General features: G+C 43.6%; 24 protein-coding genes. 11 read left to right on the forward strand and 13 right to left on the reverse strand.

The features are described from left to right. Positions 1 to 74: 74 nt before the first annotated feature. Positions 75 to 317 (reverse strand): DUF2584 domain-containing protein, encoded by a 243-nt coding sequence (locus D0466_RS01565; protein ID WP_117320810.1) that lies wholly within the window; start codon positions 315 to 317, stop codon positions 75 to 77. Between the two features lie 35 nt (positions 318 to 352). Further along, a complete protein-coding gene (locus tag D0466_RS01570) occupies positions 353 to 1,144 on the reverse strand; it encodes an alpha/beta hydrolase family protein (RefSeq protein WP_117320811.1) in 792 nt (263 codons plus the stop codon). A 216-nt stretch (positions 1,145 to 1,360) separates the two neighbouring features. Between D0466_RS01570 and D0466_RS01575 the strand changes: the two genes are divergently transcribed. From D0466_RS01575 to D0466_RS01585, 3 genes are all read left to right on the forward strand, one after another. Beyond that, on the forward strand, positions 1,361 to 2,314 hold the full coding sequence (locus D0466_RS01575; RefSeq protein WP_407675594.1) for an ABC transporter substrate-binding protein: 954 nt from the start codon (positions 1,361 to 1,363) through the stop codon (positions 2,312 to 2,314). Between the two features lie 13 nt (positions 2,315 to 2,327). Further along, positions 2,328 to 3,110, forward strand: a complete 783-nt coding sequence (locus D0466_RS01580) for an ABC transporter ATP-binding protein (protein WP_117320813.1) — start codon at positions 2,328 to 2,330, stop codon at positions 3,108 to 3,110. Between the two features lie 112 nt (positions 3,111 to 3,222). After that, the gene (locus D0466_RS01585) at positions 3,223 to 3,894 is read left to right on the forward strand and encodes an ABC transporter permease (protein WP_233522500.1); all 672 of its coding nucleotides are present in this window, start codon (positions 3,223 to 3,225) and stop codon (positions 3,892 to 3,894) included. On the opposite strand, the gene ytkD is transcribed toward D0466_RS01585, so the two are convergent. Together ytkD and D0466_RS01595 are read right to left on the reverse strand one after the other, a co-directional pair. Continuing rightward, positions 3,891 to 4,397: an RNA deprotection pyrophosphohydrolase gene (ytkD, locus tag D0466_RS01590; RefSeq protein WP_117320815.1), complete on the reverse strand. Its 507-nt coding sequence runs from the start codon at positions 4,395 to 4,397 to the stop codon at positions 3,891 to 3,893. The genes D0466_RS01585 and ytkD overlap by 4 nt on opposite strands. 325 nt (positions 4,398 to 4,722) lie before the next feature. Next, the gene (locus D0466_RS01595) at positions 4,723 to 5,067 is read right to left on the reverse strand and encodes a hydrolase (RefSeq protein ID WP_117320816.1); all 345 of its coding nucleotides are present in this window, start codon (positions 5,065 to 5,067) and stop codon (positions 4,723 to 4,725) included. A 244-nt stretch (positions 5,068 to 5,311) separates the two neighbouring features. Between D0466_RS01595 and D0466_RS01600 the strand changes: the two genes are divergently transcribed. After that, positions 5,312 to 5,572, forward strand: coding sequence for a DUF6154 family protein (locus D0466_RS01600; RefSeq protein WP_407675593.1), 261 nt, complete (start codon positions 5,312 to 5,314; stop codon positions 5,570 to 5,572). Between the two features lie 130 nt (positions 5,573 to 5,702). Here the strand turns inward: D0466_RS01600 and D0466_RS01605 are convergent, their stop codons facing one another. Beyond that, entirely contained in the window at positions 5,703 to 6,143 is a 441-nt protein-coding gene (locus D0466_RS01605) for a Dps family protein (protein WP_117320817.1), read from the reverse strand. 121 nt (positions 6,144 to 6,264) lie between these two features. Between D0466_RS01605 and ytzI the strand changes: the two genes are divergently transcribed. Further along, a complete protein-coding gene (gene ytzI, locus D0466_RS01610) occupies positions 6,265 to 6,417 on the forward strand; it encodes a YtzI protein (RefSeq protein WP_117320818.1) in 153 nt (50 codons plus the stop codon). Between the two features lie 44 nt (positions 6,418 to 6,461). On the opposite strand, the gene D0466_RS01615 is transcribed toward ytzI, so the two are convergent. Beyond that, on the reverse strand, positions 6,462 to 6,935 hold the full coding sequence (locus D0466_RS01615) for an S-ribosylhomocysteine lyase (RefSeq protein WP_117320819.1): 474 nt from the start codon (positions 6,933 to 6,935) through the stop codon (positions 6,462 to 6,464). A gap of 196 nt (positions 6,936 to 7,131) precedes the next feature. On the opposite strand from D0466_RS01615, the gene yidD reads away from it, so the two are divergent. Further along, positions 7,132 to 7,368 carry a membrane protein insertion efficiency factor YidD gene (yidD, locus tag D0466_RS01620; RefSeq protein WP_117320820.1) on the forward strand — a complete coding sequence of 79 codons (237 nt, stop codon included), beginning with the start codon at positions 7,132 to 7,134 and terminating at the stop codon, positions 7,366 to 7,368. Positions 7,369 to 7,576: 208 nt separating this feature from the next. Further along, on the forward strand, positions 7,577 to 8,617 hold the full coding sequence (locus D0466_RS01625) for a metal ABC transporter solute-binding protein, Zn/Mn family (RefSeq protein ID WP_117320821.1): 1,041 nt from the start codon (positions 7,577 to 7,579) through the stop codon (positions 8,615 to 8,617). A gap of 140 nt (positions 8,618 to 8,757) precedes the next feature. Here the strand turns inward: D0466_RS01625 and D0466_RS01630 are convergent, their stop codons facing one another. Next, on the reverse strand, positions 8,758 to 9,813 hold the full coding sequence (locus D0466_RS01630) for a DctP family TRAP transporter solute-binding subunit (protein WP_117320822.1): 1,056 nt from the start codon (positions 9,811 to 9,813) through the stop codon (positions 8,758 to 8,760). 95 nt (positions 9,814 to 9,908) lie between these two features. On the opposite strand from D0466_RS01630, the gene D0466_RS01635 reads away from it, so the two are divergent. Together D0466_RS01635 and D0466_RS01640 are read left to right on the forward strand one after the other, a co-directional pair. Further along, complete coding sequence (locus D0466_RS01635; protein WP_117320823.1) at positions 9,909 to 11,546, forward strand: ATP-binding protein; 1,638 nt, start codon at positions 9,909 to 9,911, stop codon at positions 11,544 to 11,546. Then, positions 11,512 to 12,222, forward strand: a complete 711-nt coding sequence (locus D0466_RS01640; RefSeq protein ID WP_117320824.1) for a response regulator — start codon at positions 11,512 to 11,514, stop codon at positions 12,220 to 12,222. The genes D0466_RS01635 and D0466_RS01640 overlap by 35 nt, the downstream gene beginning before the upstream one ends. A gap of 68 nt (positions 12,223 to 12,290) precedes the next feature. Here the strand turns inward: D0466_RS01640 and D0466_RS22005 are convergent, their stop codons facing one another. The 6 genes from D0466_RS22005 to D0466_RS01665 all read right to left on the reverse strand — a co-directional run bounded on the left by D0466_RS22005 (position 12,291) and on the right by D0466_RS01665 (position 19,011). Beyond that, positions 12,291 to 12,431, reverse strand: a complete 141-nt coding sequence (locus D0466_RS22005; protein ID WP_158555777.1) for a hypothetical protein — start codon at positions 12,429 to 12,431, stop codon at positions 12,291 to 12,293. A gap of 177 nt (positions 12,432 to 12,608) precedes the next feature. Continuing rightward, positions 12,609 to 14,102, reverse strand: coding sequence for an o-succinylbenzoate--CoA ligase (locus D0466_RS01645; RefSeq protein WP_117320825.1), 1,494 nt, complete (start codon positions 14,100 to 14,102; stop codon positions 12,609 to 12,611). A gap of 113 nt (positions 14,103 to 14,215) precedes the next feature. After that, positions 14,216 to 15,034, reverse strand: a complete 819-nt coding sequence (gene menB / locus D0466_RS01650) for a 1,4-dihydroxy-2-naphthoyl-CoA synthase (RefSeq protein ID WP_117320826.1) — start codon at positions 15,032 to 15,034, stop codon at positions 14,216 to 14,218. Positions 15,035 to 15,048: 14 nt separating this feature from the next. Further along, complete coding sequence (gene menH / locus D0466_RS01655; protein ID WP_117320827.1) at positions 15,049 to 15,858, reverse strand: 2-succinyl-6-hydroxy-2,4-cyclohexadiene-1-carboxylate synthase; 810 nt, start codon at positions 15,856 to 15,858, stop codon at positions 15,049 to 15,051. Next, complete coding sequence (gene menD, locus D0466_RS01660; RefSeq protein WP_117320828.1) at positions 15,858 to 17,612, reverse strand: 2-succinyl-5-enolpyruvyl-6-hydroxy-3-cyclohexene-1-carboxylic-acid synthase; 1,755 nt, start codon at positions 17,610 to 17,612, stop codon at positions 15,858 to 15,860. The genes menH and menD overlap by 1 nt, the downstream gene beginning before the upstream one ends. After that, entirely contained in the window at positions 17,605 to 19,011 is a 1,407-nt protein-coding gene (locus tag D0466_RS01665) for an isochorismate synthase (RefSeq protein WP_117320829.1), read from the reverse strand. Before D0466_RS01665 ends, menD begins: the two co-directional genes overlap by 8 nt. 309 nt (positions 19,012 to 19,320) lie before the next feature. On the opposite strand from D0466_RS01665, the gene D0466_RS01670 reads away from it, so the two are divergent. Together D0466_RS01670 and D0466_RS01675 are read left to right on the forward strand one after the other, a co-directional pair. Beyond that, positions 19,321 to 20,259 (forward strand): 1,4-dihydroxy-2-naphthoate polyprenyltransferase, encoded by a 939-nt coding sequence (locus tag D0466_RS01670; protein WP_117320830.1) that lies wholly within the window; start codon positions 19,321 to 19,323, stop codon positions 20,257 to 20,259. Between the two features lie 145 nt (positions 20,260 to 20,404). Beyond that, entirely contained in the window at positions 20,405 to 21,172 is a 768-nt protein-coding gene (locus D0466_RS01675; RefSeq protein WP_117320831.1) for a TraR/DksA C4-type zinc finger protein, read from the forward strand. Positions 21,173 to 21,219: the final 47 nt, after the last annotated feature.

A 21,219-nucleotide genomic window follows, 5' to 3' on the forward strand; every position in this document is an offset into this window, starting at 1 on the left:
TTGTCATGGATGTACAGGACGTGGCAATGCATTAGCCGACGGTCCTTACAACGGGGCACTTCCGCTTTCCTTATTTAATTGGTCGAGTTGAGCGATACTAGCTTGTATGTGATTACAGTCCGGCCGCTTGACCACTCTACCTTCTGAATGACACCAGTTCCGCTGGTTTCGCTTTGGAGTGTTTTGCGTACGTCCAGTGGAATATCGAGCGGATACAACCTGTAACCTTCCTTCTCCAGGGAGAAGATGTTTTCTTCTTTTCTGTCCTCACGGCCCTTGGTTACAATCATGGTATTCAATTCTAACGGCATCCCCATAATCTTGGCCTCCTTAATAAGATATCTTTATAGTATCATTTTTTTCGTTGGCGTTTCATCCATTGTGTTAAATCTTCAACGATTTGCCTATTCATCGCCGGAGGGAAATAGTGGGTGAAATTATCAAAATACCAGCTCTCCACAGGCTTCTCTTTCGATTTTAGTATCTTTTCCAGCCTGTAGGCATGTTCAATCGAAACGTTTTCATCCAGTACTCCATGAATGATTAACACAGGCGCATCCAATTCGTCCGCTTCAAATAAAGGCGTTCGATATTCGTACTGCTCCGGGTATTTTTTTGGGGTTCCCCCAATTACCCGCTTCATCATCCTTCTTAGGTCCTCCCTTTCCACGTATGTAAGGAACATGTCCGAAACGCCTCCCCAGGTTACAACCGAGGCAGCATTTTTACAGTGTATCGCTGTCCACAACGCCATTACTCCGCCTCTGGAAAAGCCGAACACATGAATTGAATCCGGGTTGACCCTTGGATGTTGCTCCAGCAATGTAAAGGCAGAAATGGCATCTTGCCGATCTTCGCCAGCAAAATCTTCATCTCCTTCCCCGCCCTGGTTCCCGCGATAAAAAGGTGCAAATACGATAAAGCCCTGTGCAGCAAACTGTATGATCCTGCCCGGCCGCACCTTCCCGACATTTTTGATGCCACCGCGCAAGTAGAGAAACCCGTCAAGTACATCCCCTTTAACAGGTTCAGCCAACAGCCCTTTTACCCTGAGTCCCTGAGAGATATAAGTGACGGAATAAAGATGGATCCCCGGATGAGGGGACGGAAAACGCCGCTTTTCAATAATGGTGCCGTCTTGCATATTTCATTCCCCCTTCACGCAATTGCTTATTTGTATTGTAAAACAAAGATGCGCATTTATCCCGTTATAACAGTTTCATTCTAAGGTTCCATAGGCATTCACACATTTTTATTTCCGGAATACCATATGTTAAACCGCCACACATACACCAAAACGATAAAAAGGAGGATTTCCATGAAAAAGCGGGTAAGGGCCGGCATCGTTCTATTTATTTCCATGCTGATGGTAATTTCCCTTGCGGCATGCGGAAAAGATCAGATACAAAAGGTCAGGATTGCTGAGGTAACACGTTCTATATTCTATGCCCCACAATACGTAGCGATTGAAAAAGGATTTTTTAAAGAAGAGGGACTGGATGTAAGTTTAAAGACAACTCCCGGCGGGGACAAAACGATGACAGCATTGATTTCAAACGGTGCGGATATTGCTCTAGTAGGTTCTGAGACTTCTATATATGTCGCTGCTCAAGGATCTAAGGACCCGGTCATCAATTTTGCCCAGTTGACACAAACGGATGGAACCTTCCTTGTTTCAAGAAAAAAAATCGAAAAGTTTGACTGGAATATGCTAAAGGGCTCAACCTTCCTGGGACAACGGAAAGGCGGCATGCCGCAAATGGTTGGCGAATTTGTGCTGAAAAAGCACGGAATCGATCCGCACAAGGACCTCAAGCTAATCCAGAATGTCGACTATGCCAATATAGCTACTGCTTTTGCGTCCGGTACCGGGGATTATGTCCAGCTTTTTGAACCGACAGCCAGCGTGTTTGAGAAGGAAGGCAAAGGACATATCGTGGCATCTTTTGGAACCGAGTCCGGCCATGTACCATATACCTCCTTTATGGCAAAGCAAAGCTATATGAAAAAGAATAAAGAAACAATAGAAAAATTTACGAGGGCTTTGAAAAAGGCACAGGATTGGGTCCAAAAACAAAGTGCCGAAGAGACGGCTAAAGTGATTCAGCCATTTTTCGAGGATTCAGACCTGGAAACAATCGAGACCGTAGTGGAAAGATATAAAAGCCAGGGTTCAATTGCAACGGACCCGATCTTGGAAGAAGAAGAGTGGAATAACCTGCAGGATATCATGGACGAAGCAGGAGAGCTTCCTAAGCGAACCGATTACAAGAAACTCGTTAACACGGAATTTGCCAAAAAGGTCTCTAAATAAGGGAGGCTTTATAATGGGATTTTTAACAATTAACAATATTCACCATACCTTTTTTACAGAAAAAACCTCAACTACTGCCCTGGAGAATATCAGTCTGGATATCGAGGAAGGGGAATTCATTTCCTTCCTCGGGCCCAGCGGATGCGGTAAAACAACCCTGCTGTCGATCATCGCCGGCCTTTTTTATCCAACCTCAGGGAACATCCTGTTGGAAAACAAACCGATTCACGGTGATACAGGGTTCTCAATTGGCTACATGCTCCAGCAGGATTATCTTTTTCCATGGAAGACAATAGAGGAAAATATCATGCTTGGGTTAAAGCTCTTACAAAAGGATGATGCCGTATCGAGGACCCAGGCGTTGAAGCTTCTGGGGGATGTTGGCTTATCCGGCGTAGAAAAACAGTTTCCAAGACAGCTGTCGGGGGGCATGAGGCAGCGTGCAGCCCTTGCACGAACTCTTGCTGTAGATCCGAAAATTTTGTTGTTGGATGAACCATTTTCGGCGCTCGATTATCAGACTAAGCTGAAGCTTGAAGACCTTGTGTCCGACACTTTAAAAGCATTCGGGAAAACCGCGGTCCTAGTAACCCACGACATCGGCGAGTCCATTGCCATGAGCGACCGAGTCTATCTATTTACCGCAAAGCCGGGCAGAATCCATAAAACTTTTACCATACCAGCCGAGCTTCGGTCCCTTTCTCCTTTTGAAGCGAGAAACCACCCGTTGTATCCGGAATTATTTCAAACCATATGGAAGGAGCTGGAGAGTCTTGAAATCCACCCGGGAAATTAACAGCCTCCATGATCAATACAAAGCGTCCTTACGAAAGGAAAAGAGGTGGGTCCATTTTTTCCAACTGCTCATCTTTATCACCTTTTTTACCTTATGGGAGGCTTTCTCGAGAATGGAATGGATCGATCCTCTTATTTTCAGCTCTCCTTACAAGGTATGGTCGCTTTTTCTTGAGAAGGTGATGGACGGCACACTGCTATCACATCTAAGTATCACGGTATTTGAAACCCTGCTCGGCTTTCTCATCGGGACGTTGCTTGGGACCGGGCTTGCCGCCATTCTTTGGTGGTCATCGCTGCTATCCAAAATATTGGATCCATATCTCGTCATTTTGAATGCGATGCCTAAGGTGGCCCTTGGGCCAATTCTGATTGTAGCTCTCGGGCCAAATATGACATCGATTGTTGCAATGGGTGCGATCATTTCCATCATCATAACTACAATTGTAGTCTATACTTCATTCAGGGAAGTGGATCCCAATTACTTAAAAGTGCTTCAGACATTTGGAGCCAGCCGATTGCAAATGTTCAAGGAAGCCATCCTGCCGGCTTCGTTTCCTACAATCATCTCCACCCTTAAGGTGAATGTCGGACTTTCCTGGGTAGGTGTCATTGTAGGTGAGTTCCTTGTTTCTGAAAAAGGGTTGGGCTATATGATCATTTACGGTTTTCAGGTATTCAACTTCAACCTGGTCCTGCTGTCGCTGCTCATCATTGCCGTGTTTGCCACCATTATGTACCAGCTCGTGGAACTGCTGGAAAGGAAATTAATAAAAAATAACTAACAGGAACGGCAGGGACTATCCATTTTTCCCTTTGTTCCTTTTTTAGTTCTTCGGAGTACATCCAGGCTGAGTGGTACGATTTCATCTTTCATGATGAAACTGAATCTCTCTTCCTCCTTCATGTTATCAGGCAGATTTTCCATTAGCACAGGTCCATTCGTTTCAATGTAATTTTCCTTTTCCACCATTTCCTCCAGCCCGGCGAAATAGATGGATTTAATAAAAGCGCCTCCAGGGGAATGAACCTTGTATTGCCCCAGAAATAATAATTCCCCTGTGATTCCCCCTGTCTCCTCATAAATCTCCCGTTTGGCGGCCTCCTCTACTGTCTCTCCCTTTTCCCGTTTTCCTCCGGGAAATTCGAGTCCCCGCCCGGCGTGATTCGTCAACACCCAGCTGCTATTATAGCGGCACAGTGCCAACACATGGTCCGCTTCTCCGAATGCATTCCATTCCGGGGAATATTCAACCTTATTGCCATGGGCATCCGTAAATTTTCTCAAAGTAACAACTCCATTCCAAGAAAAACCCTTGCTTTACACAATCTTACACTATAAAGCTGGCTTATAACCACAAAACAAATCGATTGATCTGAGCGGGAAAATTCCAATCTGGTAGCGAAAGATTTTTGTTTGTTGAAACGCATCTATTTTCTCCCGGAAAATTTTAATTTTGAAAATCCATTCTTATTGCGCAAAATCAAATTTTGTTTCAAAAATACATTTCTAATTCTGAAACCTCAAATTCATTGAGGAAAATCATTTAAGTTACAAGTTTTTTTTGCATAAAGTCTGTTTTGGTTGGCGATGCAACTATACGGATGGCCTCTCATTGCGAGAGGCCATCCGTGGTGGGTTTTTCCTGCAGGATTCCCATACTTTCAATGTGGTTTTTCGCTTCTTCGTCACCCAACTCGTAGATCAGCCCGTAAATCTTTTGGATTGTCATATCATATGCATCGTTTTCCCTGTCATAGTGGTACTGGATGTAAGGAACATGGGCCCGGTAGAAGTTTTCAATCTCAGTTTCTGAATTTTGGTTGAAATATTCCCTTAGCGTGGTAATTTCTTCATCTGTGGCCTGAATTTTAAAATTCCACGGCGAACTTTCTCCATCCCGGGATATTTGTCCGTTTGCTAAATAAATGTAATAGGTGTCCTTCACTTTAGACATAATAATCGCCCCTTTTTTCCGCTGTTGGTAAAGGTAGTTTTTCCTGTTTGCTTCCCTTCATTCCAGACGTAACAGTTTCTGTTTATCACGTGTTACTCTCTGTAATGATGCATGCCGAAATTCAAAAAATAGATTAAAGAATTCCATAAAGGGTAAAACATATATATAATGAATAAAACGACATTTAGAAAAATTAATGAACGAAACTTGGAAATATATATCGCAAATGATGAGGCAATGTGGGGTGATAAAATTGAAGTTAATTGATGATCTTTACAATTTGTACAGAAATAAACTGACCGGTGATGAAGAGGATATCGATATGCTTGCGTTTGCTGTGTTGGAGCAGCTGGACAGAAAAGAGATCCTGGATTTGCTGCATGAAATGGAGGACCAGGAACTTAATAACCTGCTTGGCATCTACATCATCGAATCGTTAAAGGGAAAGTTCGCGAAAGAAGGCCTGGAAGATACAAGACCAGCCCATTACCGCAATATTCATTAAAGAAAAAACCAAATACATATGAAGCCTCGAAGAAAATTTCTTCGGGGCTTTTTGTGGAGGAAGAATAACCAATCCCAATATATAAAAATGCCTTGCATCAATTTGCAAGGCGTTTTGTCGACTTTTCTTATTATTTTCCCAGATAAGCACGGAGCATCCAAGCATGCTTGTCCAGGCTTCTTTTCATTCCGGTAATCAAATCGGCTGTTACATCATCATCTGCCTGGTTGGAAAGTTCAATGCCTTCATCAAGCTCTTTTGAAATTTTTTCAAAGTCTGAAATGACACTTTGAACCATATCATCTGTTGATTCCTGTCCGGTTGCTTCTTCAAGCGTTGTCAAATCCATGTATTCCTTAATGGTTGCAGCCGGCTTTTCTCCGATGGCCAACAGCCTTTCAGCCATTTCATCTATATTTGCCGCTGCCTCATTATAAAGTTCTTCCAGCTTCGTGTGAAGCTCGAAGAAATGAGGACCGTTTACGAACCAATGGTAATTATGTAGCTTCGTGTAAAGCAAGCTAAAATTGGCGATTTCCTTATTGATCACATTTGTTAAATTATCTGGCATACTATCATCCTCCTGTTCACATTTTATATTTCCCATTTCTGTGTTGTTAAAACATTTTATCGTTCTTTGAAATATAAAATGGTAAAATATGAAGAAAACGTGAACGAAAAGGAAGTTAGCCATGAAAATCGTATTGATCATAGGAATTGCAATCGTACTAATCATATTGCTTTTATCTGTGTTAACGATAAATAAAGGATATGGATATAAGCATACCATAGATCCAATCGATCCTCTGCCTGATCAGGAGAACAGCCAGGAAAAACAGAAATAAAAAGTTCCTGCCTCGATGAGGGCAGGAACTTTTCATCCCATATATTAAGCGAACACCTGGTGAAGGTCCTCTTTAGTTTGGCCAAGCCAGTAGCGCATCAATTTCTTCGCGCCCTCAAGATCATGGAGCTTCGCCTGGCCGCATTGTGTTTCATTTGCAGCTGGAATGTCAGTCGTTTCCACAGCATCCTTCATAGTATCCTCAAGGACATCGATGATTTCAGACACGGTAGGTTCACCGCTTACAACCAGGTAAAATCCGGTTTGGCAGCCCATTGGCGAAATATCGATAATATCAAAATGGTCATATTTTTCTGCAGCTTCTCGAATGTTAAAAGCCAGCAAATGCTCGAGCGTATGAATCGCATCCGGCTTCATTGCCTGTTTATTAGGCTGGAAGAATCGTATATCAAATTTATTTACAACACCATCCGTCCCTACTTTGTGTACGCCGCAATGCCTGACAAAGGGAGCTTTAACAGCATTATGGTCCAATTCAAAACTTTCTACTGAAGGCATGAAATATCACTCCTTAAACATTATGATTTCTATTTTACCTCTTAATTCGTTTTATTTCACCCATTTACAAGCAAAAATGATCGCCTGTCTTCGCCTTCGGAGCTAATTCTGTGCCATTGCGGTGCTTTGTTGCAGCTAAATATGCTATAGTAAATACACTATTCTATTTGCATGTATAAGAAAAGGAAGATACCTTATGATCAAAAGACTGCTTATCGGGACCATACGGTTTTACCAGGTCGCCATATCGCCTCTCAAGCCACCAACCTGCCGTTTTTATCCTACCTGTTCCCATTATGGGTTAGAAGCAATCAAACGGTTCGGTCCGATTACAGGCACTTGGCTGACAATCAAACGGATTTTGAAGTGCCATCCATTCCATCCTGGTGGAATAGATCCGGTGCCCGAGCGGCAACATAATGGGGAAAAATAATCTCCCTGAAATTTATACTTGCTTTTTTGGTACACCTTCATGTATGATACAAAAGTCAAATCGGAATCATTACGTTTTTATTGTATAGCTCACGTTAAAACCAATATGGCAAGGTGATGCCATATACATCCTGTTTTGAATTCATGGATAGCTCAATTATAAAATTCAAATCGGAATCAGTACGATTATGAAAGGTGTGCGATTATTGATGGGTAGAAAGATTGCAATTTTTTTATTTCTAAGTATTGTCCTTGTCCTGTCCGGATGCGGATCCGGGGAAACCCAAAACAAGGAAAACAAAGAAGTGATAAAGGTTTACACTACTGTTTATCCGCTTCAGGATTTTACCGAGAAAATCGGTGGAAAATACGTTGAAACAGAAACAGTATATCCACCAGGAACTGATGAACACTCATTTGAACCGACACAAAAAGATATTATTAAGATGGCAGATTCAGACCTGTTTTTCTATATCGGCCATAATCTCGAAGGATTCGTTACAAAAGCCAAACCTATACTGGAACAGGAAGATGTCAAAGTAACGGCCATTGGTGAAAAAATTCAGCTCGAGAACGGAGATGGCCATTCAGAGGAGCCCGGCGATGAACATACAGAAGAGCATGGCACTGAGCATTCTGAAGAGCATGCAAGCGAGCATGATGGTGAGCATGCAGGCGACCAGCATGATGGTGAGCATGAAGAGGAAGGCGATGGCCATGACCACGGCGATGTAGATCCCCATATCTGGCTTGATCCTGTGTATGCGCAAGAAATGGCAGAATTGATAAAGGATGCACTGGTTAGCGAGATGCCAAAACAAAGAACATATTTTGAAGACAATTTCAGTAAAGTACAACAACAATTGCAGAAATTGGACGAAACGTTCAAGAACGCAACAGCCAATTCAAGAACGGACAAAATCATTGTGTCCCATGGGGCCTATGGATACTGGGAAGACCGTTACGGCATTGAGCAGATTAGCGTCACGGGCCTTTCCGCTTCAAGCGACCCTTCGCAAAAACAACTGCAGGAGATTATCAAAACGGCCAGGGAACATGATATCCATTCCGTTATCTTTGAACAAAACATAAGCTCTAAACTGACAGCTATTATTCAAAAGGAAATCGGTGCAAGGTCGTTAACACTGCATAACCTCTCGGTGCTTACCGAAAAGGATTTGAAGAATGGGGAAGACTACTTCAGCCTCATGAACAAAAACGCTGAAACCTTGAAAACAGCTTTGCATTAAAAATCAAACGAAAAAACGAAATGCACCGCTTACGTGCATTTCGATTTTTTTTGTCCATGTGCAAAAAATTTCCTGTGCAGATTTATCAACTAAATGTAAAACAGCAGCTAAATTTAACTTTATTTATATGCCATAGCTTTTTAAGGTGTATATTTTTGCCTGATCACCTGTGCTTTTTCCATTAGCTCTTTTCCTATCGAAGGCTCGAACTGTCCATATATCACCGTCATTTCCCTCATCCATGCACGTTTTTCAGCATTAGTCAATGTATATATCTGTATCCTCGAATTTGATTTTATTTCCTCCATTTGCTGAGTATTCATTTCCTGGGATTTCTCCCAAAGCCAATCCGTTGTCTCCGCCATTGCTTTTTCAATATCTTCTTTAATGTCCCCGGGCAGGCTGTCCCAGAATCGTTTATTCACTAACACAGCATATCCCAAATATCCATGATCGCTGATGGTCATATATTTTTGGACCTGGTATAGCTTTTTCGAATTAATATTGGTAATTGTATTTTCCTGGCTGTCCATTTCATTTTTTTCGAGATTTTTAAATGTATCGTTAAAGGCAGTCGCAGAGGTAGTAGCCCCGAAATGGCTGAACTGTTCCTCCAACACCCTGCTCTTCATAATCCGAAAATTCTTCCCCTTAAAATCAGATGGATGCCTGATCGGTGAATTGCTGGTTATTTGCTTAAAATGATTCGACCAGAAAGACAAACCCTTAATGTCTTCTTCCTCCAATGAACTCAAAAGCTCTGTCCCAATTTCTCCTGTCAGGGCATATTTTAATGCTTCATGGTTCGGGAAAATATAGGGGAGATCCAGAAGCAGCCATTTTGGCGACAATTCCGTTATTTTAGATGCAGCGGGGGCGATCATTTGCACCTCATTCCTTTGCAATGCCTCAATCTCTTCCCCATCGCTATACAGGGATTGGTTTGGATACACCTCTACCCGTACTTTATGTTCCGTATATTTCTCCACAAGTCCGGCAAACCGTTTGGCCGCCAATCCTTTGGGAGTGTTTTCAGCCACCACATGGCTGAATTTGATAATGACCTGATCGTTTAACCCCTGTTGTTCGTCATCTATCGACAGTTTTTTTCCTGGTGAGAACGATTGGAATGCTATCACTGAGGCAATTCCCAACCCGACTACAATTAATAGTAAAGGGGCCCAAAAGGAACGCATTATTCCCTCTCCTTCTTAATGGTATCTATAAATCTATTGTAGCATAGCGTTTTTTTCATGATAAAATTATTGTAGAAATATTGGAGGAGATCATCATGGGAAAATCCGGCCACATGCCGATTCAATGGAAAATCACGTTGCTTTCATTCGGGATCGTTGCCTTTTCCATTCTGATAGGCGGCATTTTTCTGCTCGGCAATGCTGTGTCCTTAAAGAAAGACGAATTTGGCAAGCGGTCGATGATCACGGCCCATACAATCGCCGAACTGCCTGAGGTGCAAATGTATGTACAGGAACCTGGAGGGTGGCATTCATTGCAGCCAATCATCGAAAACCTGCGGATAATCCATGGTGCCGATTATATCGTTGTCATGAATCAAGAAAGACTCCGCTACTCCCATCCGGTTTTTGAGAAATTGGGTAGGGTTTCACAAGGCGAAGATGAAAGTGCCGCTTTTGCAGAGCATGAATACTTATCAGAGGCCACAGGGGAATCAGGCACTTCCGTACGGGCTTTCGTACCGATTTTGGATAAAGAAAACGAGCAGGTAGGGGTTGTTCTTGTAGGCAACATCCTTCCCACTTTCACGGAAATGGTAGGAGACTTAAAAAAAGATATATTCGTTCTTTTATTCCTGACCCTGCTATTTGGAGCATGCGGATCCTGGATTCTAGCCAGGCATATCAAGCGGGAAACCTTTCATCTGGAGCCCCACCAGATTTCAAGAATGCTGGTTGAGAGGACTGCCGCCTTCAACGCCATGCATGAGGGCGTTATTGCTATCGATAATCGAGAAAGGATCACCATTTTTAATAAAAAGGCTAAGCAGCTATTCGGCATCAGCAGAGATGTGATTGGGAAGCAGATAAGAGAAGTCATCCATGACACAAGGCTTCCTGAAGTATTGAAAAGGTCAGAGCCGATTTATAATCAAGAGATATCGGTACAGCACCGCAATATTGTGTCCAACAGGGTGCCCATCAAACTGGAAGATGGCACGATCGGTGCCGTATCAATCTTCCAGGACCGTACAGATGCCACTAAGCTTGCGGAAGAGCTTACCGGTGTTAAAACCTTTGTAGAGGCCTTGAGGGTGCAAAACCATGAACATATGAATAAACTGCATACAATCTCCGGTTTAATACAACTCGGAAAACTTGATGAAGCTCTTGCCTATGTATTCCAAATAACAGAGGAGCAGGAAGAGCTGACCAGGTTCCTGAGCAAGCATATTCATCACGATAGCCTTGCGGGCCTGCTCATTAGTAAAGTATCAAGGGGAAAAGAACTGGATATCGAATTGCTGATCGACAAGCATACCAGCCTGGACCGTTTTCCCGAGGATCTCGACCATCACGATTTTGTCCTTATTCTAGGCAACTTGATCGAAAACTCTTTTGCTGCATTGAAAGACCAAAATCAAGAAAAAAAACAAGTCTATCTATATATAAACCAGGATGATCACTTCTGTGAGATAGCTGTAGAGGATAACGGAAGCGGAATTCCCAGGAACATTAAACCGAACATCTTTGATTACGGATTCACTACAAAAGGGGCGGACGGATCAGGCATCGGCCTGTACCTTATCTCCCAAATCGTCGAAAAGGGCCGAGGGGAAATCCAAGTTACTTCAGGACCGGACGAGGGTACTGCTTTTTACTTAAGGTTCCCTATGAATAAGCTTAAGGAGGATCGCTATGGCAAAAATAACAATCAGGGTTCTTCTTATTGAAGATGATCCAATGGTACAGGAAGTGAACCGTCTATTTATCGAGAAGGTTGATGGCTTCAAAGTAATCGATGTTGCATCCAACGGCCAGGATGGTTTGCAAAAAATCCGCGATCTATCCCCTGATCTTGTGATCATGGACATTTTCATGCCTATCCTTGACGGTATAGAAACCATCCATCAAATCAGAAAGCAACAAACAGATGTCGATGTAATCGTGATTTCGGCAGCCAACGACCAGAAAACCATTCGAAAAATGATCCAGAATGGCGCATTTGATTATTTAATAAAACCATTTAAATTCGAAAGGCTTAAACAAACGCTGGAAAAATATTATGAATATGGCTCACAGCATAGCGAAGATGCTTTTTTGTCACAGTCCGAACTTGATAAGATTATGTTTCAAAAGGATCGAGATCACGGTAGCGGGAAAGCAGAAGATAAGGAAACCCTTCCGAAAGGATTAAATGCAGCCACGCTTAGCCAAATTAAAGAACTTTTGAATAACCAACTGACCCCGTTATCGGCAGAAGAGGTGGCCGATGGAATTGGCATCGCGCGTGTAACAGCAAGACGGTACCTCGATTATCTGAAAGGGGCAGGATTCCTTGATTTAGATATTCAATATGGCGGAATCGGCAGGCCGATCAATAAATATATCCTAAAAAGGCAGCGGTAAAAGTCCGCTGCGTAAAGAAAGGACCGGATGCAGGCGTTTCTTCGGATTTCCGGTCCTCTTTTTTCATTCTATAGAGCAGTGTTCGGTTCTGTACACTTCCTCTTCAAGCGCTGAATTTCATGCTCGGCCAAATCAGTAATCTCCTTCACAACAGCCAAAGGCATTCCTCTTTTTAACAGAATCTCTGCAATTAGATAAGGCTTTTTCATAGAAACGTCAGCTCCCTGCCTCCCGTGTGTTTTTATGATTGTGATTAGTATTATTATACCTATTTCCATCTGGCAAAAAAAAGCGGCACTCGCCCATTTTTATAAAAAATGTGGTGCCGTAACCTTATTTGATGAGCGTCCGTCTGATGACCGTTTACTTTTAGAAAATACCAAACGTTATCCGCGTTCCTCCAGCCACTGTTTCAACTCACGCCGCAACAGTTTATTAGATGAATTACGCGGCAAAGAATCGCAGAAAATAATCTCCCCAGGCACCTTATAGGAAGCCAATTGTTCCTTACAAAAATCAATTAACTCCGCTTTGGCTGGCTGGCTGTTTGGGAACGGCACAACAAAAGCAACCGGCACCTGCCCCCACATCCGGTCACTCTTGGACGTGACGCCTGCTTCGAAAACTGCTGGATGTAAGCTTAACACCGACTCGATTTCAGCAGGATAGACATTCTCCCCACCGGAAATGATCAAGTCAGATCTGCGGTCCATTACATATAAAAATCCTTCACTGTCCAAATAACCAATATCCCCGGTGTACAGCCACCCATTTTTTATTGCCCGTTTCGTTTCTTCTTCCCTGTTTAAATATCCCTTCGTTACATTAGGGCCGGACACTACAATCTCCCCTGGTTCACCTTTTAAGGCAGCACGGCCATCAACCTCAATTTTCAATTGGGAAGGGAACAATGGTTTTCCTGCAGAACCAATTTTTTTTATGCTGTACTCAGGAGCAAGGGTTACGATTTGAGAGGATGTTTCGGTCATCCCATATGTTTGATAGACTGGGATTTGCTTTCTTGTACACTCTTGAAGAAGATGTTTGGGTGCAGGGCCTCCGCCAAGGAGCATACAGCGGAAATGTTCCGGATAGCGCTGTTCTCCCAATGAAAGCAACATTCGGTTTAACATCGCGGACACAACCGAAATGACAGTAACCCCTCTATCCATGATCATTTCGTTGGCTACTTTCTCATCAAATTTCTCTGCAAGGACCACTCTGATTCCATATATTACACTTCTCATTAGGATCGATAGGCCGCTTATATGAAAAATGGGAACAGCACAAAACCAGCAATCTTCCTCTGAGAGGCCTAGATTGAGTACAGACCCCATCGCACTCCACCAATGATTGCCGAACGTTTGGATCACGCCCTTGGGTTTCCCGCTGGTTCCTGATGTATACATGATCGTAGCTGCATCCGAAAGCAGAAATTCTGCCTGAGAATATGACTCTGCCGTAACAGGAAGCGACCGGATTTTTTCTTTTCTTAAGATTTCCGTTTGCGGAATATCAGTTGCGATCCCTTCGAGCTTACTGGAGAAAAACTCCTCTGATATCAGCCACTTAGACTCGCTGTCTGTGATTTGCCAGCCCAATTCCCTTGCTGTCAGCCTGCCGTTCAACATCACGATGGTAATCCCCGCATTGAAAAGCGCATGGATCATAATCACGCTGTCAATATGGTTTCTTAATAACACAGCACATGCATCCCCTGGCCGGAGACCTACGGAGGCGAGCTTCCTTGCGTTTTCCTCCGCCAATTCATCCAGTTCACGAAATGTATATAGTCTGTCTTCAAATTCGACGGCTACCCTCTCAGGAGTGAGTTCGGCCCTTTTTTTCAGCCAATTCGGCAGTCTTTCTTCAGTTATCATCTTTCATCTTTCTCCTTTTAAGAGAATTCGTTCCCTAGCTGCCTTTGTATAAAAACAGCTCGACGGGAAACCGTCAAGCTGTTTTTGGTTCATTATTGTCGTACGTGCTAAGATCACGGGAAGCGAGGGAATTTTCCGAAATCCGGCTTACGCTTCTCTTTGAACGCGTCACGGCCTTCTTTGGCTTCGTCGGTTGTGTAATAAAGAAGGGTTGCATCCCCTGCCATCTGCTGTAGGCCGGCAAGCCCGTCAGTATCAGCATTCATGGCTGCTTTCAGGAAACGAAGAGCTGTAGGGCTCTTTTCAAGCATTTCTTCGCACCATTTCACCGTTTCTTCTTCCAATTGATCTAAAGGAACCACTGTATTGACCAATCCCATATCCAGCGCTTCCTGTGCACTGTATTGGCGGCACAGGTACCAGATTTCACGGGCTTTCTTGTGGCCGACGATACGGGCAAGGTAACCGGAGCCATAGCCTGCATCAAAGCTCCCCACCTTAGGTCCTGTTTGGCCAAATACAGCGTTGTCCGCCGCGATCGTTAAATCGCAGACGACATGGAGTACATGGCCCCCGCCAATAGCATATCCGGCTACCATAGCTACAACCGGTTTAGGAATGACACGGATCAATCTCTGCAAATCCAAAACATTCAAACGAGGGATTTCATCTTCCCCTACGTAACCGCCATGTCCACGAACTTTTTGGTCCCCTCCGGAGCAAAATGCTTTTCCGCCTTCTCCTGTAAGAATGATAACGCCTACACTTGAATCATCCCTAGCCCTTGAGAAGGCATCGATTAATTCCATTACCGTCTTTGGACGGAATGCATTATGTACTTCTGGACGATTGATGGAAATGCGTGCAATCCCATTATAATTTTGATAAAGAATATCTTCGTACTCCCGGACTGTTGCCCATTCAATTGCCATTCATTTCTCCTCCTTTAATCGTTCGTTAAAAACTCACTTACTATTTTACCAAACTTTTCATCAACTTCCACATGAATCGCATGGCCGGCACCCTTTATTATTTTCCATTCGCAATTGTTTATAAGTTTTTGCATTTGGCGCGCGATAGTGCAAAACTTCTCATCAAATTCCCCTGTGACAAGCATGACAGGGAATTGAAGGTTCTGCAAATGATCCCACCACGAAGGCTGCGAACCTGTCCCCATGCCAAGCAGGCTGCCCGCAAGGCCGGTTTCAGAGTTTGACAGGCGTTGCCTCCGCATTTCCTGTCTCTTATCCTCTGGCAGGCTTTGCTGTGTTTTAAAAAGGGGAATGCCTTGCCAATATTCGATAAAATCAGCCACTCCATTTCTTGTAATCCGTTCAGCCAGCTGTCTGTCACTTTCTCTCCGGATTTTTCTTTCCTTTTCTGTCAGAAGCCCGGGCGAAGCACTTTCGAGGACAAGCCTGTCAACATACTCCGGGTATATGCAAGCAAAGCTTAAAGCAAGCCTGCCTCCCAGGGAATACCCAAGCAGGCAAGCTTTTTTTATGCCTAGAGTCTCAAGGATATTTTTCAAATCTTCCGCAGCTTTTTCCGTCGTATACCGTGTATAGTCATGCGGTGAGTCTGTTTTTCCATGCCCAATCAAATCAACCATTATAAACTGGTAACGTGATTCATACTTTTGTACGAGAGAGCTCCAGGTTTCCAGGCTGCCTGTAAAACCATGAAGCAATAGCAAAGGCTTGCCTTCACCCTTCAATTCCACATGGTATTCGACACTGTTACTGATTATCTTCATTATTTTTCCTCAAATAACGATTGTTTTATTTCCTGGGAAACAAATCTCCACAATTCTCTATGTTTTAAGACATTAGAGTCTCTGGCAGTCTGCACCTCAATAACCTTAAGGCCCGGAATAGCAAACGACTTAGTAAAGGCAGCCGCAAACTCATCCCAAGACTCGGCCTTTGTGTAATTCCCATCATATAACGCAACGGCATGTGAAAAATCCAGACCATGGGGAGTCCCGAATAATGTCTCGAAATATTCTTTTTCTGATGCCTGGGGCAAGAAAGAGAAAATACCGCCGCCATCATTATTGATTAGCAAGATGGTAAGATTGGTCTTTTGCAGCTTAGCTGCCATCAGTCCGTTCATATCATGGAAGAAGCTCAGGTCTCCAATCACTAAAACCGTGTTGTCCAAAACCGCACCGACACCGAGAGCCGTTGATACAACCCCATCAATGCCGTTGGCGCCGCGATTCGCAAATGTCCTGATTTTCTTGTCGCCGGTAAAAAAGAATGTATCCAAATCCCGGATGGGCATGCTGTTTCCTACGAACAATTGCGATGAATCCGGCATTAAATCCTGCAAAAGCAAAAACAGTTTCCCCTCACTTAATTCATCTTCATCACGGATGGATTCGAGGGCGTTCCTCGTTGTGGCATTCACTTTCTTCCATCTTTGGAGCCATGAGGACTTTTCCTTGGCCTGGATGGTGTCACAAATCCCCCTGCTAAATGCGACTTCATTGCTGTATATCATGTCGGTTGCTAAGCCTGCTGGTTCCCGCCAGCCGCCGCCGCTATCGACTACAAGATGCTTTGTGCCACGATGCTTTTTTAAAAATAACAACAGTGATTTCGAAACAGGCATAGGGCCGAATCGAAGTACCAAATCTGGCGCTAAAAGATTAGCAGCATGTTCGTCGCGCAAAAATGTATCATAACAGTCAATAATGTTTTCAACGGTTTGGGTTCCGCTTCTTAATTGTGATAAAGGATCAGCCAATATGGGAAAAGAAAGCTTTTTGGATAAACAAATAATGGCGGCCCTTATTTCATCACTCTCAAGCTCACCGCATACGATAATCCCCTGCTTTGAATCCTCAAGCAACTTTGTAACAGCATCTGCCTGTCCTGAAGGCAACTGCAGCTCACCGCCACGGACGGTAACATTGGGTGTGCGCGCTTCCTGGTTTATCCTAAAGTTTTTCGCATTCCCTATCGAAGGAACGAGAGGCTCGCGCAGTGGAAAATTCAAGTGCACAGGTCCAGCCGGCTGCTTGGTAGCTGTTGCTACTGCCCTTGCTCCAATTGTTCTTGCATAGCTGACCATTTCATCGGATTGTTCAGGGAGGGCCATTTCCACAAACCATTTCACATGCTTGCCATATAAATGAATCTGGTCGATAGCTTGCGGAGCTCCAACATCCCTGAGCTCATGAGGCCGGTCTGCTGTCATGACCACTAGAGGCACCCTGGAATAATAGGCCTCGATGATAGCCGGATAATAATTCGCCGTCGCCGTTCCCGACGTACAGACCATCGCTACCGGTTCGCGGAGCGCCTTAGCTAACCCAAGTGCAAAAAAAGCAGCTGACCGTTCATCGATATTTAAGTGCAGGGTAATATCAGGATGCTCAGCAAACATCAATGCCAGAGGGGTAGACCTTGACCCTGGACTGACTACGACATGTTTTACCTGATTCACGGCGAGTTCATCAATAAATGAGGCCGTATATGCGGTTAACGCTTCTCTGTCATTCATGCAGCATTCCTCCCAGGGCACTTAGCATCGGTTTAAACTTGATCGAGGTTTCAATATATTCGCTTTCAGGCGTGGAATCTTCCACAATCCCACAGCCGGCAAAAAGGGAAGCTTCCTTACCCTGCAGTAACGCAGACCGGATAGCGACAGCAAATTCACCATTTCCGTAAGAATCAGCCCATCCGATCGGCCCTGCATAAAATCCGCGTTCAAGCTGCTCCATTTCACGAATCCTTCTTACCGCTTTTTCTTGGGGCAGCCCGCCCAGCGCGGGTGTTGGGTGAAGCTTTTCCATTACGTGGAAAATAGAAACAGATTCATCGCATTTGCCCTTTACGGGAGTGTATAAATGCTGGATGTGCCTGTTTTTCATCAACATTGGTTGTCTAGGGATATCCACTGAATGACATACAGACTTTATTGCTTGTTCAATCATGGAAACGACATATTGGTGTTCAATCAGGTTTTTCTGATCATGCAATAACGTATTTCCAAGCATATCATCTTCCTGCTTATCTTTTCCCCTAGCGATCGACCCTGCAAGGCATGTCGAAAACATCTCACTGCCAGTCTTTTTGATCAATCGTTCAGGGGATGCCCCGACGAAGCAGTCGCTTCCGACTTCTAGGCTGAATATAAAACTTTCCTTCTGTTCTCGGGACAGGTTCTCAAGAACCTGTTCCGAGTATACCGGATCCTTGAATACTAGCCGCATTTCCCTGGCAAGAACCAATTTTTGCAAATCCGTTTTCTTTATTTCTTCTATTGCCGTTGCAACGGTATCTTTCCAATGTTCGGGTGCGATCTCCCTTTGTTCCATGATTTCCCGTTTTCCCGGTTCGGAAATCACTGCCCCGTTTAATAGTGTATCCCGTTCATTTATCATTTTCATAAAGAGCTGTATATGGTCTTCAGGTGAACAGATCAAATTAGTCGTTAAATAGCCTTGTCCATTCACGATAGACAGCATGAATGTAGGAATATAGAATAAATTATCTCCAAATTGATCCCATAAACTGGAACCGTTTTTTTTGTGATCAAAAGAAAATCCGCCGAACAGCAAAGGCCCCGTACCATTCTTCTGCAGGATCCCTGTTTTAATCGCGCTGCCGGTAAGGGCTTCCCAGCTGTGTTCGACATCATTAAACCGTAAACGGTGTGCGGCGGCCTGAACTTTCTCAGCTTTTCCCAATCCCGCGATGATCATTTCTTTCGCAGGATCTTGCCAAAAAAAGCGTTCACCCAGATAATCTTCTCTTCCTGCACGATAAAATGAAAGGGGGTTGATATTATCAACTTCTACAACTTCGCTGAAGAGGACTTTATGCTGTTTTCGTTTCGCTTCTGCGAGTGCCTCTGTAAGCCCGTCTATCAGCTCACTTTCGTGTGAGATTGCCAAGACAAAATCCCCCTATCCTTTCCGTTAAAAAGCGTTACAAACTCATTTAAAGATACACCCCGATTTATCTCCATGTCAAACATTCCACGTTCTAAACATAAGTTTAGCCAACTTTTTTCCTTATTATATAAAAAAATAAACTCACAATAATAATCTCATGAACCAACTTTTCAAACCTGAGGACGTTTATCCTAAAAAGCATTGACACCAACCTTTTGTTTTTCTACACTTATTCTGTAACGTTTCGTTCACATTTAGTTTTTTGTTTATCATACCGATATATTATTACATTTTCAGGGGAGAGAATAAATGCAAACGCGACATCACACTGAATCGGCTCCACTCCTCCAGGATACTAAATCTAACTGGAAGGTCCTGTGGCAGCTCACTCGTCCACATACATTAACTGCCGGTTTTGTTCCGGTCTTGATCGGCACTGCTCTTGCCATTCAAAACAATCACATTAACGGCCTATTGTTTATTGCAATGCTGCTAGCAAGCTTATTGATCCAAGCCGCCACCAATATGTTTAACGAGTATTATGACTTTAAGCGCGGGCTGGATAATGAAGAATCGATCGGCATTGGCGGAGCTATTGTCAGGGAAGGCATGGCCCCAAAAACCGTACTGAGGCTGGCGCTAGCTCTCTACGGAATCGCCACCCTTCTTGGGGTATATATATGTATGGAATCTTCCTGGTGGCTTGCCGTTATTGGCTTAATATGCATGGCAATTGGCTATTTATATACCGGCGGCCCTTTTCCTATCTCATCTACACCATTCGGAGAAATTTTCGCAGGATTCTTTATGGGCTTTCTGATCATTTTAATTTCATTTTTCATCCAAACGGGGAATGTTTCTACATTATCAATGTTAGTGGCGATTCCAATAGGAATTCTAGTCGGTTTGATTAACCTGTCCAACAACATCCGTGATTTGGATGGTGATAAGGAAAATGGCAGAAAAACGCTGGCCATATTAATCGGCCGGAAAAATGCAGTATCCTTGCTCGGTATCATGTTCGGCATATCTTACCTTTGGATGATAGGGCTCACTGCTACGCAAACTGTTTCTCCATGGGTTCTGCTGGTATTCCTAAGTGTTCCTAAAGCAGTCAAAGCAACAAAAGGATTCATTGGAAAGACAGTCCCAATACAAATGATGCCGGCGATGAAAGCTACCGCACAAACGAATACGATCTTCGGTTTCCTTTTATCGATCGGCCTGTTTATCAGCTATTTTATATAATTTGGAATATCCCTTGCCTTCAGGCAGGGGGTTTTTATTTGTAAAAAATGGTCCATGAAAAATTTGTATAGTTTCCATGCTTCCTAGTTGGGGTATTGAATATATATTCCTGACAGAAACCATAATCAGATAAGGAGTGTATAATATGGTTACCAATCAACAAATCCATACTATAGAACAAGAACTGCTTAACCAAAAAGAGCAGCTCAAAAATAGAATCAAACAAGATGAAACAAGCTGGTTTGACACAAGCCAAAGTGAATCGGTTGGGGAACTGAGCTCGTATGATAACCATCCGGCGGATATGGGAACAGAATTATTCGAACGTGAAAGAAATATGGCAATTGATGAGCATGCCGAATCAGAAATTAAAAAAATCGATCATGCCCTGGAAGCCATAGAAAATGGAACATATGGGAAGTGCAGCACCTGTGGTACAGAAATTCCTTTTGAGCGGCTACAGGCAGTGCCTGCCACATTATATTGTGTGGAACATACACCTGAGAATGGCCGGAGTATGGATCGCCCAGTGGAAGAACAAGTGCTGGAGCCCTCACACGGGGACCATTTTGAAAACCGGCGTGTTGACAATGAAATGAACGTTAAAGAGGACAGCTTTGGGGAAATTGCACGTTTCGGCACATCAGAAACTCCATCCGATTTCACCGGTGACCATGAATCGTACGATACATTATATGAAACTGAAAATGAAAATGATGCCTTCCCTGAGGATTATGAAAGCTTCCTAGGCAATGATATAAACGGCAAGAACCGAAAAGTTTTTCGCTCGAAGCAGCAGGAGGAATACGAAGAAAGGCTAGATGAAGAAGGGATCGAGTCCCAAATAGGAGACGTTCCTTTTAAGCAATCTGATGGCTATGTAAAGGGCGGAGGCAGAAACCGTCACAATTAAAAGGTTCTCCGTCAAATGTTGGGGTGATGACTGATTGTCGTCACCCT

Source organism: Peribacillus glennii (assembly GCF_003429105.1).
Taxonomy (GTDB): domain Bacteria; phylum Bacillota; class Bacilli; order Bacillales; family DSM-1321; genus Peribacillus; species Peribacillus glennii.

What these genes read in the sequence shown, in the direction of transcription:
- D0466_RS01585 (WP_233522500.1), top strand. Translation starts at nt 3,223, where the DNA reads ATGGAATGGATCGATCCTCTTATTTTCAGCTCTCCTTACAAGGTATGG.
- D0466_RS01595 (WP_117320816.1), bottom strand. Translation starts at nt 5,067, where the DNA reads ATGTCTAAAGTGAAGGACACCTATTACATTTATTTAGCAAACGGACAA.
- menB (WP_117320826.1), bottom strand. Translation starts at nt 15,034, where the DNA reads ATGGCAATTGAATGGGCAACAGTCCGGGAGTACGAAGATATTCTTTAT.
- D0466_RS01625 (WP_117320821.1), top strand. Translation starts at nt 7,577, where the DNA reads ATGGGTAGAAAGATTGCAATTTTTTTATTTCTAAGTATTGTCCTTGTC.
- D0466_RS01640 (WP_117320824.1), top strand. Translation starts at nt 11,512, where the DNA reads ATGGCAAAAATAACAATCAGGGTTCTTCTTATTGAAGATGATCCAATG.
- yidD (WP_117320820.1), top strand. Translation starts at nt 7,132, where the DNA reads ATGATCAAAAGACTGCTTATCGGGACCATACGGTTTTACCAGGTCGCC.
- D0466_RS01645 (WP_117320825.1), bottom strand. Translation starts at nt 14,102, where the DNA reads ATGATAACTGAAGAAAGACTGCCGAATTGGCTGAAAAAAAGGGCCGAA.
- menH (WP_117320827.1), bottom strand. Translation starts at nt 15,858, where the DNA reads ATGAAGATAATCAGTAACAGTGTCGAATACCATGTGGAATTGAAGGGT.
- ytzI (WP_117320818.1), top strand. Translation starts at nt 6,265, where the DNA reads ATGAAAATCGTATTGATCATAGGAATTGCAATCGTACTAATCATATTG.
- D0466_RS22005 (WP_158555777.1), bottom strand. Translation starts at nt 12,431, where the DNA reads ATGAAAAAGCCTTATCTAATTGCAGAGATTCTGTTAAAAAGAGGAATG.
- D0466_RS01605 (WP_117320817.1), bottom strand. Translation starts at nt 6,143, where the DNA reads ATGCCAGATAATTTAACAAATGTGATCAATAAGGAAATCGCCAATTTT.
- D0466_RS01675 (WP_117320831.1), top strand. Translation starts at nt 20,405, where the DNA reads ATGGTTACCAATCAACAAATCCATACTATAGAACAAGAACTGCTTAAC.
- D0466_RS01670 (WP_117320830.1), top strand. Translation starts at nt 19,321, where the DNA reads ATGCAAACGCGACATCACACTGAATCGGCTCCACTCCTCCAGGATACT.
- D0466_RS01580 (WP_117320813.1), top strand. Translation starts at nt 2,328, where the DNA reads ATGGGATTTTTAACAATTAACAATATTCACCATACCTTTTTTACAGAA.
- D0466_RS01615 (WP_117320819.1), bottom strand. Translation starts at nt 6,935, where the DNA reads ATGCCTTCAGTAGAAAGTTTTGAATTGGACCATAATGCTGTTAAAGCT.
- D0466_RS01575 (WP_407675594.1), top strand. Translation starts at nt 1,361, where the DNA reads ATGCTGATGGTAATTTCCCTTGCGGCATGCGGAAAAGATCAGATACAA.
- menD (WP_117320828.1), bottom strand. Translation starts at nt 17,612, where the DNA reads ATGAATGACAGAGAAGCGTTAACCGCATATACGGCCTCATTTATTGAT.
- D0466_RS01570 (WP_117320811.1), bottom strand. Translation starts at nt 1,144, where the DNA reads ATGCAAGACGGCACCATTATTGAAAAGCGGCGTTTTCCGTCCCCTCAT.
- D0466_RS01565 (WP_117320810.1), bottom strand. Translation starts at nt 317, where the DNA reads ATGGGGATGCCGTTAGAATTGAATACCATGATTGTAACCAAGGGCCGT.
- D0466_RS01635 (WP_117320823.1), top strand. Translation starts at nt 9,909, where the DNA reads ATGGGAAAATCCGGCCACATGCCGATTCAATGGAAAATCACGTTGCTT.
- D0466_RS01630 (WP_117320822.1), bottom strand. Translation starts at nt 9,813, where the DNA reads ATGCGTTCCTTTTGGGCCCCTTTACTATTAATTGTAGTCGGGTTGGGA.